The following is a 12,676-nucleotide window of genomic DNA, read 5'->3' on the forward strand; positions in this document are numbered from 1 at the left end:
ATATTTTGGTTTTTCTTGAAATTTGACAAGCTTTACTTTGTTTACACAACGAAACTTTTGCTATAATATTTTTGGATTCGCTTACATGCTCCTTCTCTGGAGTTGACAGACTAGGGAACGATCGAATAAACTAGGTATTGAATGAATGGTCATTCATTTTTGTATCTGAAATAGGGAAGGAAGCAGGTTATGGCAAAACGTACCGGAGAAAAGTATGATGCGATTATTAATGCAGCGGTTCGAGTAATCGCTCAATATGGATACCATCAAGCCCAAGTCTCCAAGATTGCCCGTGAGGCCAATGTGGCTGATGGGACCATTTACCTGTATTTTGAGAATAAAGATGATGTTCTTGTTTCGCTGTTTAATGAAAAAATGGGGGCTTTTATTTCGGATGTGGAAAAGGCGTTGTCCAATGTTCCATCTCCGGTCAATCAACTGCGGGAACTGATCCGCCTGCATTTTGAGTACCTCCAGGCAGATGCGCAACTGGCGATTGTAACCCAGATTGAACTTCGTCAGTCCAAGCCAGCGGTAAGGAAAGAGATCGGTTTGATCCTGAAACGGTATTTGGGTGTCATTGACCGGGTGATTCAGGATGGGATCAAGGACGGACTATTTCGGGAGGATATCGATGTCCGGACGGCCCGACGGATGATTTTTGGAACGATGGACGAGACCGTAACATCCTGGATTATGAAAGATTGCAAATACAGTTTGACGGACCAGGTGGAGCCGATGCTGGATTTGTTTTTAAACGGGCTGAGTAAGTAAAGAACAATGGGTTGTCCTCTTCTGGTTTGGGATTGTGGATTGATGGTGTTTTCTACCCGATTGGACAGGTGAAGGAGGAATGGGTAAATGGATATTTTGGTGTGCTTGAAGCAAACGTTTGATACGGAAGAGAAAATTGTGATTGAAGACGGTCAGATCAGTGAAGATGGTGTTGAGTTTGTCATTAATCCTTATGATGAATACGCTGTGGAGGAAGCGATTCGGCTTCGGGATGAACACGGTGGGGAAGTGACCGTGATCACGGTTGGACCGGAACGTGCGGAACAGGCTCTGCGCACCGCAATGGCCATGGGTGCAGATAAAGGCATTATTGTTGATGATGAAGACTTGGAAAATGCGGATGAATACTCGATTGCCAAAGTGTTGGCAGCCGTGATCAATGATTTGGATTACGATCTCATTTTGGGTGGGTATATGGCGATTGATGACGGTTCTGCCCAGGTAGGTCCACGATTGGCGGAACTGTTGGAAATTCCCCATATTTCCACGATTACAAAAGTGACAGTGGACGGTGACCGAGTGGAAGTGGAAAAAGATGTGGAGGGGGATGTGGAATACATCCAGTCCAAGCTGCCGATCTTGCTCACTGCTCAACAGGGGCTGAACGATCCTCGTTACCCTTCCCTTCCCGGCATCATGAAGGCAAAGAAAAAACCGATGGAACGCCTGGATCTCGATGATCTGGATTTGGATGAGGATGAGTTGGAAGGAAAAACGGAAACCCTAGAAATTTCACTGCCCCCGGAAAAAGAGGCAGGCAAAATCCTGGAAGGGGAATTGGAGGAACAGACCAAGGAGCTCGTTCAATTGCTAAAAAATGAAGCAAAAGTTATTTGAGCGTAGAAGGGGGAATGGGAGATGAGCAAAAAAGTACTGGTACTGGCTGATGTTCGTGACGGAGAGCTGAGAAATGTTACGTTGGAAAGTCTGGCAGCGGCAACCAAAGTGGCCGAAGGCGGGGTAGTGACCGCCACAGTCTTTGGCAGTAACGCAAAGGATTTGGTGGAGAAGCTTTCGCATCATGGTGCGGATCAGGTGGTTTTGGTGACCGATCCAGCGTTGGATCAATACACAACAGACGCCTATTTTCAGGCTTTTAAACAAGTGATTGAAAAAGTGGAGCCGGATGTCATCTTCACTGGCCATACCGCCGTCGGTCGGGATGTCAGCCCCCGGATCGCTGCCCGTCTCGGTTTAGGTTTGATTTCGGACTGTACCGGGCTGGAGCTTGTGGACGGAAAAATGGTGTTTACAAGACCGATCTACGCAGGAAAGGCCTTTGTGAAGAAAGCGGTTCGAGAAGGCATTGTCTTTGCTACTATCCGACCCAACAACATTCCGGCACTGGAAGCTGATACCTCCCGCTCTGCCGTGACGGAAGAGTTGGACGTTCAGTTGGAGAAAGACTCCCTTCGGACGCTGATCAAGGATGTGGTTCGAAAAACCTCAGACGGTGTTGACCTGTCAGAAGCTCGAGTCGTGATCGCCGGGGGTCGCGGAGTAAAGAGTGCGGATGGCTTTAAACCGCTTGAAGAGTTGGCAAGCGTTCTCGGTGGTGCTGTCGGTGCTTCGCGGGGTGCCTGTGATGCAGAATACTGTGATTATGCCCTTCAGATTGGTCAAACCGGAAAAGTGGTTACGCCGGATCTGTACATTGCCTGCGGGATTTCTGGAGCGATCCAGCACCTGGCGGGGATGTCCAATTCCAAAGTAATCGTGGCAATCAATAAAGACCCGGAAGCCAATATCTTCAGTGTAGCCGATTATGGAATTGTCGGGGACCTCTTTGAGGTGGTTCCGATGCTGACAGAAGAATTCAAGAAAGTGCTTGTGGAGAACTGATCATTTATAAGGAAGGAAACGGGCGAAAATGTTCATTTTCTGCCCGTTTTTCGCTTCTCAATATACATATGGGAGTATATGATGCTTGTGAACTTTCAATTCGGAGTGGTATACTGTGGATACGGTTGACAAATACTGTGGCTGAAAGCTTACAAAGCCCAGTATCATGGGATTTCAGCCGTGCGGGGTCTTAAGCAGGATTATTTGAGGAGGAAGTTGTATGGCGATTAAAGATATTACCGATCAAACATTTAGCAATGAAGTGGCATCCGGTACGGTATTGGTGGATTTTTGGGCTCCTTGGTGTGGCCCCTGCAAAATGATTGCGCCGGTGCTTGAGGAGCTTGATCAGGAAGTGGGCGACAAGCTCCAGATCGCCAAAGTAAACGTGGATGAAAACCCGGATACTGCCGGGCGTTTCGGTGTAATGAGCATTCCCACCCTGATGGTTTTCAAGGATGGGGAAATGGTGGATAAGCTACACGGCTTCCAGCCCAAAGAACAACTGTTGGAGTGGTTGAATCCCCACTTTTAATATCGGATAGAAAACAGCCTGCACTTTATCTGGTGCAGGCTGTTTTTCTTGTGGTCAATCGTTGTTATCATTGTCAGATTTAGATGTTTTGTCATCCATTTGCGATGGAGCAAAATCGGTTCCTTCACTGGGTGGCAGGAACGGGTCATATCTTTTTTCCTCCGGAGGGGTAAACGGATCATTCCCCTGAGAGGAAGAGGGTTTCTCAGCCGGTGTATACGAATCATTGGACGTTGGCGATGGTGGTCTCTCTGCCGGAGAAAACGGATCCGTTGAGGACGGGGAAGAATAGGATTCCTCACTCGATCTGAAGGAATCGTTTCGATGGGAATGGTGAGACCCTTCATCCGGTACAGTGGTTTCATTTCCTCCCCCGTAGGGATGGTTCCATTCCTCGGTTTTTTCCTTATCTGGAGCGACCCATCGGCGCATGTATCGCTTGTAGCGGTAAGCGATAAACAGTGTGGATGCAACCCCTATCATCGGAATGGTGAGAAGAACCAGTACAAACATCATAAAATTGACAAGAATGCCAATGGCCCCAGAATCCGAAGCTCCAACCAGTGTGAAAATCACACCGATGATTCCGTAGAAAATGAAAAAGAACACCATCAACAGAATCAGAAGCAGGATGGTTCCAACTGTTTTCCCCAATGATTTCCGGGAAGCTTGGAAAGAGAGTTTAATGGATTCCCAAGGTCCTTTGTTTTCAGCAATCAAGATGACCGGTGCAAAGATCAACAGACATAAAAAACCGATCAGAGCCAATAGAAAAAGAAACCACAGGATTCCACAGAAAACCATGAAGATCATGCTGTCGGCTTCATAGGCAAACATAATCCCCAGGTCGGCTGCAATCAATGGGACACTGATCGGAATGGTAATCAGAATGATCAGTATGGATTGCAGGAAGATTCGCCAGAAATAGCGAAAACCCAAACGGAAGAAAGAGAGCAGAGAAGTACTGCCATCCAGCACTGCTTCAGTGGCCATTCCCAAACTGCCAGCGGTTTGAAAAGATGAGGTGAACAATATCGTCAGACAGTAGAGAATGAGTAAGAGAATGATACCGAAGACCATTCCTGCGCCTAGCGCTTCTAAATTGCCTTCCGGTATATTTCCTGTTTGCAGATCTGTAACGGAGATTCCTACTGCAGCAAATATGGTGATTAAACCAACCAAGTAGAAGATGAGTATAAACATGCTTAAAACAACAGTGGTGATGAGGTTTCCTAGGAAGTAACCTCCCCACATCTTTAAGCCGTGCTTTTTAAGCAGGCCAAAGTATGTATCCATATAACAACAACCTCCCAGCTAAAGATAATCTTACAATCATCATATACGATTGACAATCGTTTCGGTTTCAGAAAATTACGCTGGAGCCATTTTTAGATATTTGGATCTAGAAAAAAAGAAGCACAGGAGAGATCCCTGTGCCCGATTGTATTAACCATCTGACGTTTGTTTTTCTTTGTTGTTGCTGAAACCGTCTGTTTCGCTTCCATCAATGGATGATAATAATTGAACCGGGGTTTGATCATCTTCCGGAAACAAGTCCCCTGCATTCCGGAGAATATATCGGCGGAAAAGGATCACATATGCTGTGATGGTTGGCAAGGTTCCCAAGAGTACCAACAGAACAGCACCGAAAGTAAATCCCACCATGTCAGCAATGGCTCCGTCATCAAAAAAGCGAAGAATCAACCACGGGAAAACGGCAATGAACATGACCAAAATCGATGTCAATACAGCTGTGATCATGGCAAGCAAACAGGAAACCACCGTTCGGCCAAATTGAGAGAACAGCAGTTTAAATCCATTGGCAAAGGAACGAAAGACCCCCATCTCTTCTGCAAACATGACCACAGAGGAATGGGTGAGAGCGTTTAATAGAAGCAGGCTGAGAATTCCTCCAATGATGGCCAACAGGATCATCCAAAACGATTCTCCCATCGTGAGGATGGAGAGACAGCCCCAGCCTGTCAATAGGATGCCAAAGGCAAGGACGCTGAGAATGTTCAAACCGATCACCCGAAACAGATAGCGAAATCCATAGGAGAAGAAATGTCCGATGCCAGTTTGGTTTTCCAGTACCGCTTGCCTAATCGCTCCGATCAGTCCAGCTCTGAAAAATGTAATACTCAAGAGTGTTAACAACATAAAAAATCCGATATATCCGGCGACCAGCCGACTATGTTCCATTACGATCTGAATGGATTCCGTTGCAATGGATTCAACAGTTCTGGGAGAAGCGGCCAAACGCTTCAGAAGGTCCAATAGATCTGCGGATTTAGGTTCCATGATCATGGCAAAAAACAATAAAGGAAGTAACAAAAAGACAAAGATACAGCATCCGGTGACGACAGAACCAAACCAGAGCTTGGTTCCATGCCGGTTTAGCAGGCGGAATGTTTCCCCCAAACCAATTCCTCCCCCAACGTTATGGTCACAACTATCGTATCTTTTCAATGTTTAAAGGACAAGCAGTACTTTTATGAAAGAATGGATCATCACCTTTGTTTAAATATGAATCCAGCCTTATAATAAATAGCTAGGGGGGAAGAACCATGAAAAAGAAATTGCATGATAAACTCTCTCTGCTTCCGGATCTCCCCGGTTGTTATCTGATGAAGAATGCCAGTGCAGAAATTATTTATGTTGGAAAAGCGAAAAGTCTTAAAAATCGCGTTCGCTCTTATTTTACTGGAAGTCATGATGGAAAGACACAGTTGATGATCTCACAAATTGAAGATGTTGAATATATAGTCACCCAAAGTGCAACGGAAGCTTTGATCCTAGAAGCCAATCTCATTAAGCGGCATCGGCCCCATTACAATGTATTGATGAAGGATGACAAATCCTATCCGTATATTCGACTGACAAAGGAAACGCACCCCCGATTGGAAGTCACAAGAAAAGTGAAAAAAGACGGCTCCCGTTACTTTGGTCCCTATCCCAATGCCCAAGCGGCACAACAGACGAAAAAACTGTTGGATAAGCTATACCCTTTACGAAAGTGCCGGACCCTCCCCAAGCGTGTATGCCTTTACTATCATCTGGGGCAGTGTTTGGCACCCTGTGAGTTTGATGTGGACCCCACCCAGTATGAGGAGATGACGCGAAATATCGTCCGGTTTTTAGGTGGGGGATATAAGGACGTACAGCGGGAATTGGAACAAAAGATGGGACAGGCGTCCGAAGCGTTGAACTTTGAACGGGCAAAAGAACTGCGGGATTTGATTCGGCACATCGAATCTGTAATGGTCCGACAGAATATCATTCTCAATGATCATGCTGACCGTGATGTGTTCGGTTATGCTGCGGACAAGGGAATGATGTGTGTTCAGGTCTTTTTTGTTCGTCAGGGAAAATTGATTGAACGGGATGTGGCCATTTTTCCCTATTACGGAGAGGCACAGGAAGATTTTCTTTCCTATGTGACACAGTTTTATCATGAACAACCGGCATTGCCGAAAGAAATCAATCTTCCGGAAGAGACAGAAGCGGAGCTTCTGGATGATTGGCTGACCAAGGTACATGTCCATATTCCCAAAAGAGGAATGAAAAAGCGCCTGGTGGAAATGGCGCAGGAAAATGCCCGTATCGCCCTGGCTGAACGATTTCAGCTCCTGGAAAGAGATCAGGGACGCACGGTAGAAGCCGCCCGCCGATTGGGAGAATCACTGGGAATCGGTTATCCAAAACGGATCGAAGCCTTTGATAATTCCAATATTCAAGGGACTGATCCGGTATCTGCGATGGTGGTGTTTATCGACGGAAAGCCGGATAAAAAAGAATATCGAAAGTATAAAATACGTACGGTTCAGGGTCCAGATGATTATGAGACCATGCGGGAAGTGATTCGAAGACGCTACACCCGGATTTTGAAGGAAGACTTACCCCTTCCTGAACTGGTGGTGGTGGACGGCGGGGGAGGTCAGATGTCAGCGGCGGTGGATGTATTGGAAAATGAACTGGGCCTGTTTATTCCCGTGGCCGGTTTGGTGAAAGACGAGCGGCATAAAACGGCACGTCTTCTTTTTGGGCAACCACCGGAAAAGGTGGATATGGCCCAGGGAAGCAAAGAGTTTTATCTGCTTCAGCGGATTCAGGAAGAAGTGCATCGGTTTGCTGTTGCATTTCATCGGCAAACGCGGGGAAAAGCCATGGTGCGATCAGTGTTGGATGAGATTCCTGGAGTGGGAAAGAAGCGTAAACAGCTTTTATACCAACATTTTGGTTCGTTGGAGCGAATGAAAAAGGCAAGTGTGGAGGAGTACCGAAAGGCCGGAATCGGAGACCGGTTGGCACGGGAAATCCGGAAATATTTACGTGATGAGAAAACTGAAAAGGATGCTTCAGAAAAAAGCGATTAGCAGGGAGAGCCTATGAACCCGTATACAGGAGTGATTATTCTCACCGGAGGCCAGTCCCGACGGATGGGCAGGAACAAAGCAACCCTATCCATTGCAGGGGAACCGATGATTCAGCGTTTGCTGCGACGCCTGTGTAACGATCCGGAATGGGTTCCGATCATCAGTGTGAAACACCCTGCACAATTTCATGATTCAGCGATTTCCATAGCGGTTGATCAATACCCTGGAAAAGGTCCGTTGTCAGGAATTCATGCGGGTCTAACCCAATCTCCCTATCTGCTCAATCTGGTAACAGCCTGTGATCTGCCGTATGCATCAAGGTGTGTGGCACAGCATTTGCGGAAGGTGGCAATTAAGGGTGACTTTGATGCGGTGGTACCTGTTTCTGATGGTCGGATACACCCTTTGTTTGCGGTTTATCATCGCCGGTGTTTAGACCCATTGGAAAGGTTTCTGAAAGCGGGGAAGGGAAGGGTTCAGGATTTTTTGCAAGAGATTCAAACCCGGTATACGACAGGGCCATTTCCAACGCGGGCTTTTTTTAATATGAATCGACCGGAAGATTACCTGCAAGTGAACGAGTGGGAGAAAGGCCAATCGTAATTCCAAAGGAAAACCCTCCGCTGATGGATGGCGGAGGGTTTGTTGATTACTTCTGGTCGGCTTCTTTTATTTTATCTGAGTCTTTTTTATCGTCGCTCAGGCCGGAGACACTGTCTTTAAACTCTTTGAGAGTCCGTCCGGCAGCCCGTCCCAACTCAGGCAGTTTGCTGGGACCAAACAGCAGAAGAGCGGCCAGAATGATCAGGATCAATCCGGGTATTCCAACTGTACTCACAGAAAATCAACTCCTTGGACTCCGATCTGGCTGACCTAAAGGTCCGCGATTGAATATCGATCCGTTATTCTACTGGTTATTATACTTCCCCATCGGATGAATTCCAAGTTAACGTTTTATGTACCTTTTTATGTAAAGCGATGCTGTTTCCTTTAAGTATTGCTGAAAATCATTCCGTTTGCCGGAGAAGATTGACAGGATACCGGAAAATGATTAAAATTATTTGGAATAATGAATGAATCATCATTCGCAGGAGGGTCTGATGTGACTGTAAAGGAAACGATTATGACCGTTGTTGACAAGATGAACAAAGACCCTGAGGGCATTCAAGGGATGAATACGGTTTATCAGTTTGATATTTACGGGGTTGGAAATCATCAGCTTCATTTAAAGAATGATTCTGCGGAATATCTGGAAGAAGAAGCGTCTGAGGCGAATTGCATCATTCAGATGTCTGAAGAGAATTTTGTAAAGTTGCTCGAAGGGAATCTCAACCCGACGACCGCGTTTATGACAGGGAAACTGAAAGTAAAGGGAGATCTTTCTCTAGCGATCAAACTGCAAAATCTATTGGATCGATATCGCTGATCGGACGATTTGGGACTTCAAATGCGCTCAGCTCAAAGGAGCCACTGGAGACGGCTACATCCTTTTACAATCCAATGGATGATTCAATATTCTTTGCTTGTGAACGAAAAGTGTCTGTGTTAAGATCAGAACAACTTTGGAAGTTGCGAGAGTCTTTCCAAACTGAATTATGCATTCCTCACGTTCGTGTGAACTAGAGGAGCAGATCATCATCAGTACCTGTCGTGAGGTGCGGTACCTACGATCGGCTGGGAAAGGGATATCTGCCGAAGTTTTCGTCCATACCGCAACGGGCGAAAGCTGGGACCGATTCGAACAGGGTCGGGACTGTCACGTGAAGCTGAAGCGGATCGTGGAGCACTATGTCACAGGGAACGATCGAGGCTGTTTGTTTGTTGGCGACAGCTGGATCTTTCCTGCTGTCGCCTTTGTGTTTCGATCAGAGGAAGACGATTAAACTGAGGAGAGGAGATCTCAAACCAACATGGGACTTGTGGTGCAGAAGTTTGGCGGAACATCTGTAGGATCGGTGGAACGGATAAAAAAAGTGGCAGAACGGATTGCTCGTACCCAGGCAGAAGGGCATCAGGTGGTGGTGACGGTATCCGCCATGGGAAAAGCCACCGATGAACTGGTTGCTTTGGCGACGGATATCAGTGATGCTCCTCCAAAAAGAGAGATGGACGTATTGCTGACTACCGGAGAACAGGTGAGCATTGCCCTTCTGTCCATGGCATTGATGGAATTAGGGGTAAAAGCTTGTCCGATGACAGGGTGGCAAGCAGGAATCCAGACGGATTCGATTCACGGGAAAGCAAAGATTGAACATATTGATACAGCGCATATCCAGAAGGCTCTGAACCGGGGAGAGGTTGTCGTGGTAGCCGGATTTCAAGGAGTTTCTCCGGAAGGGGCGATCACCACGCTGGGTCGGGGAGGTTCTGACACAACGGCCGTTGCTCTTGCGGCAGCGTTAAATGCCGACTGTTGCGAAATATATACCGATGTGACAGGCGTGTTTACCGCTGATCCCCGCATGGCACCCAAAGCGCAAAAGCTTCAGGAGATCAGTTTTGAGGAAATGTTGGAGCTGGCCAATCTGGGAGCCGGTGTATTGCATCCCCGTTCCGTTGAATGTGCCATGACGCATCGTGTCCCACTGGTGGTTCGATCCAGCTTTGAGAATGAAGAAGGAACCTGGGTAAAGGAGGCCGAACAAATGGAAGAGGAACGACAGGTACGAGGAGTGGCTCATGATCTGGAAGTGGCCCGGATCAAAGTCATGGGGCTTCCCAACCGCTCCGAGCATCTCACCCTGTTATTTAATAAATTGGCAAACGCTCAGATTAATGTGGATATGATCGTTACCAGTGAACACGAGGATGAGCGGATCAATGTGGCGTTTAGTGTGCATCAGGACGAATGCGAGCAGGCTTGTGAAGAGATTCAGTCCAACCGAGATGAACTGGGTTATCTCAATGTGATCTCGGAGACAGGGTTGGCCAAGGTATCTGCTGTGGGTGCCGGAATGGTGAGTCATCCGGGCGTGGCAGCCAGAATGTTTACAACCTTGTCCCAATCCGGAATACACATTAAAATGATTTCTACCTCTGAAATCAAGATCTCCTGTGTCATTCCTCAAGAAAAAGCGACCCAGGCCGTTCAGGAGTTGCATACAGCCTTTGGACTGGATGTAAAAACGGATGAATTGGCAACTGTCCGCTGACGAACCATTTCTTCCCCGGAAGGGTAATCCTTTCGGGGTTTATTTTTTATTTAAATAATATTATTTTAAAACTAAATATTTAAAAAATTTAATCATAAAAGGAGGATTTCGCTCGTAAACAAAGAATAGAGAATATGGACGCAAAAACTTTTGTGTCGCAGATCTCATCCATTTGTCCGGTTGTTCAAATCTTTTTAGAAATCGGATTTTTCCGATTAGTCAAGCATTCAAGGGGGTTGTATGGTTGAAAAGGAAGGGTTTGACCAAATGGGTATCGATGCTGGCGATTCTCAGTATGCTGGTGTTGGCTGGGTGTGGTGGAGCAAGTGATGCGGATAAGGGAAATGGCAAATTGGCCGAGGAACAGGTGTTAAATGTGGGACGGGTCCCAAGTGAACCACCCAGTCTGGACCCATTGAAAGCAACGGATAATGTGTCTGGTTTGATTCTCCGTCATGTGATGGAAGGCTTAACGCGGATGGGGGAAGATGGGAAACCGAAACCCGCAGTAGCTGAGAAATGGGATATCAATGAAGACGCCACGAAAATCACCTTTCATCTTCGGAAAGATGCCAAATGGAGCAATGGAGATCCCGTAAAAGCGGAGGATTTTGAATATGCCTGGAAGCGGGTACTCAATCCGGATAATGCTGCTGATTATGCTTACCAACTCTTTTATCTGAAGAATGGGGAGAAGTACCATGCAGGCAAGGCAAAAGTGGAAGAGGTGGGCGTCAAGGCGGTAGATGATCAAACGTTGGAGGTGGAACTGGAAAAACCCACCCCGTACTTCGTAAGCTTGACGTCCTTTTATACCTTGATGCCGGTCAACAAGAGTACCGTGGAGAAAAATAAAAAGTGGGCGGCTGAAGCAAAGACCTATGTCAGCAATGGTCCCTTTACACTGAAAACCTGGAAACACGATCAGAAGATTGAGTTGGCAAAGAGTAAACATTACTGGGATGCCAAATCCGTGAAACTGGATCAGATCAACTTACCATTTATCGCTGATGACAAAACCGGTTATCAGCAGTTCAAGGCCGGAAAGATTGACGAGACCAACATGATCCCTACGGATTTGACCAAGACATCGCTGGATAAAGGGGAGGCAGAGACGACCCCGGAAGCGGCTCACTACTACTATAAGTTCAATGTGGATAAAAAGCCATTTAACAACAAAAAGATCCGTAAAGCCTTTGCCTTGGCGATCGATCGTAAACTTATCGTTGAACAAGTGGTTCAGGGTGGACAGCAGCCAGCCACTGGGTTTGTACCTTGGCAAATGCCGGACCTTGCGCAAAACAAGGAATGGGTGAAGACCCGCGAAGATTATCTTCAACCTACAGCGGAGCCGGAGAAAGCCAAGAAGCTTCTGGAAGAAGGGATGAAAGAGGAAGGTTGGGATCAACTCCCTGAAGTCACCATTGATTACAATACGGATGAAGGCCATAAGAAGATCGCTGAAGCGATTCAGCAAATGTGGAAAAAACATCTGGGTGTGGATGTAAAACTGAGAAACTCCGAGTGGAAGGTTTATTTGGATAAAACCAGGTCCGGTGATTTTCAGGTGGCTCGTTACGGTTGGTTGCCTGACTACCTCGACCCGATGACGTTTATGGATATGTATGTAACTGGTGGTGGAAACAACGACATTAACTTTAGCAACAAAAAGTATGATCAACTGATTAAGGAAGCCAAATCCACCGGGGACCAAAAGAAGCGGATGGAAGCAATGCATCGGGCAGAGGATCTCTTAATGGATGAGATGCCGATTGCCCCCATCTATTTCTACACCAAAATCCATATGCAACAAGATTATGTAAAAGGCGTAAAGCGTCTCCCGGATTCCAGTGTGAGCTATATCCATGCGTATGTGACGGAGAAATAAAGCCGAAGTCCGAAAGAGAGATTCGGCCGGGTCACCCCTCGTTCGGGGTGGCTTTGCCGTTCTGCTCTGTTTTCCATTTAAGAAAGGG

The 12,676-nt window shown here is 46.7% G+C and carries 12 protein-coding genes and 1 riboswitch; of the genes, 9 read left to right on the forward strand and 3 right to left on the reverse strand.

Going from position 1 to position 12,676, the window contains the following annotated elements; translation table 11 throughout:
* The first annotated feature begins 189 nt into the window (after positions 1–189).
* The 4 genes from FN782_RS01080 (at position 190) to trxA (ending at position 3,172) form a co-directional block, all read left to right on the forward strand.
* Complete coding sequence (locus FN782_RS01080; protein ID WP_142503921.1) at positions 190–774, forward strand: fatty acid metabolism transcriptional regulator FadR; 585 nt, start codon at positions 190–192, stop codon at positions 772–774.
* Between the two features lie 87 nt (positions 775–861).
* A complete protein-coding gene (locus tag FN782_RS01085; protein WP_142503922.1) occupies positions 862–1,632 on the forward strand; it encodes an electron transfer flavoprotein subunit beta/FixA family protein in 771 nt (256 codons plus the stop codon).
* A gap of 21 nt (positions 1,633–1,653) precedes the next feature.
* Entirely contained in the window at positions 1,654–2,637 is a 984-nt protein-coding gene (locus FN782_RS01090; RefSeq protein WP_142503923.1) for an electron transfer flavoprotein subunit alpha/FixB family protein, read from the forward strand.
* Between the two features lie 220 nt (positions 2,638–2,857).
* A complete protein-coding gene (gene trxA, locus FN782_RS01095; RefSeq protein WP_142503924.1) occupies positions 2,858–3,172 on the forward strand; it encodes a thioredoxin in 315 nt (104 codons plus the stop codon).
* 54 nt (positions 3,173–3,226) lie between these two features.
* Here trxA and FN782_RS01100 read toward each other — a convergent pair whose 3' ends face one another.
* Together FN782_RS01100 and FN782_RS01105 are read right to left on the reverse strand one after the other, a co-directional pair.
* Positions 3,227–4,468: an MATE family efflux transporter gene (locus FN782_RS01100; protein WP_142503925.1), complete on the reverse strand. Its 1,242-nt coding sequence runs from the start codon at positions 4,466–4,468 to the stop codon at positions 3,227–3,229.
* Between the two features lie 150 nt (positions 4,469–4,618).
* Complete coding sequence (locus tag FN782_RS01105) at positions 4,619–5,593, reverse strand: hypothetical protein (RefSeq protein ID WP_142503926.1); 975 nt, start codon at positions 5,591–5,593, stop codon at positions 4,619–4,621.
* Positions 5,594–5,739: 146 nt separating this feature from the next.
* Between FN782_RS01105 and uvrC the strand changes: the two genes are divergently transcribed.
* Positions 5,740–7,548, forward strand: a complete 1,809-nt coding sequence (gene uvrC / locus FN782_RS01110; protein ID WP_142503927.1) for an excinuclease ABC subunit UvrC — start codon at positions 5,740–5,742, stop codon at positions 7,546–7,548.
* A gap of 12 nt (positions 7,549–7,560) precedes the next feature.
* The gene (gene mobA, locus FN782_RS01115) at positions 7,561–8,151 is read left to right on the forward strand and encodes a molybdenum cofactor guanylyltransferase (RefSeq protein ID WP_142503928.1); all 591 of its coding nucleotides are present in this window, start codon (positions 7,561–7,563) and stop codon (positions 8,149–8,151) included.
* Between the two features lie 46 nt (positions 8,152–8,197).
* Here mobA and tatA read toward each other — a convergent pair whose 3' ends face one another.
* Positions 8,198–8,386: a twin-arginine translocase TatA/TatE family subunit gene (gene tatA, locus FN782_RS01120; RefSeq protein ID WP_142503929.1), complete on the reverse strand. Its 189-nt coding sequence runs from the start codon at positions 8,384–8,386 to the stop codon at positions 8,198–8,200.
* Positions 8,387–8,650: 264 nt separating this feature from the next.
* On the opposite strand from tatA, the gene FN782_RS01125 reads away from it, so the two are divergent.
* From FN782_RS01125 to FN782_RS01140, 3 genes are all read left to right on the forward strand, one after another.
* Positions 8,651–8,974: an SCP2 sterol-binding domain-containing protein gene (locus tag FN782_RS01125; RefSeq protein WP_142503930.1), complete on the forward strand. Its 324-nt coding sequence runs from the start codon at positions 8,651–8,653 to the stop codon at positions 8,972–8,974.
* Positions 8,975–9,160: 186 nt separating this feature from the next.
* A riboswitch (Lysine riboswitch) is annotated at positions 9,161–9,345 on the forward strand.
* 113 nt (positions 9,346–9,458) lie between these two features.
* Positions 9,459–10,700 (forward strand): aspartate kinase, encoded by a 1,242-nt coding sequence (locus FN782_RS01135; RefSeq protein ID WP_142503932.1) that lies wholly within the window; start codon positions 9,459–9,461, stop codon positions 10,698–10,700.
* Between the two features lie 244 nt (positions 10,701–10,944).
* Entirely contained in the window at positions 10,945–12,588 is a 1,644-nt protein-coding gene (locus tag FN782_RS01140) for a peptide ABC transporter substrate-binding protein (RefSeq protein WP_342778332.1), read from the forward strand.
* Positions 12,589–12,676: the final 88 nt, after the last annotated feature.

It is taken from the genome of Melghirimyces algeriensis (genome assembly GCF_900182565.1).
Lineage (GTDB): Bacteria > Bacillota > Bacilli > Thermoactinomycetales > DSM-45169 > Melghirimyces > Melghirimyces algeriensis.

Bases quoted from the DNA above. Each gene is read 5' to 3' on its own strand.
- uvrC (WP_142503927.1), top strand. From the start codon at position 5,740: ATGAAAAAGAAATTGCATGATAAACTCTCTCTGCTTCCGGATCTCCCC.
- FN782_RS01080 (WP_142503921.1), top strand. From the start codon at position 190: ATGGCAAAACGTACCGGAGAAAAGTATGATGCGATTATTAATGCAGCG.
- trxA (WP_142503924.1), top strand. From the start codon at position 2,858: ATGGCGATTAAAGATATTACCGATCAAACATTTAGCAATGAAGTGGCA.
- mobA (WP_142503928.1), top strand. From the start codon at position 7,561: ATGAACCCGTATACAGGAGTGATTATTCTCACCGGAGGCCAGTCCCGA.
- FN782_RS01100 (WP_142503925.1), bottom strand. From the start codon at position 4,468: ATGGATACATACTTTGGCCTGCTTAAAAAGCACGGCTTAAAGATGTGG.
- FN782_RS01085 (WP_142503922.1), top strand. From the start codon at position 862: ATGGATATTTTGGTGTGCTTGAAGCAAACGTTTGATACGGAAGAGAAA.
- FN782_RS01090 (WP_142503923.1), top strand. From the start codon at position 1,654: ATGAGCAAAAAAGTACTGGTACTGGCTGATGTTCGTGACGGAGAGCTG.
- FN782_RS01135 (WP_142503932.1), top strand. From the start codon at position 9,459: ATGGGACTTGTGGTGCAGAAGTTTGGCGGAACATCTGTAGGATCGGTG.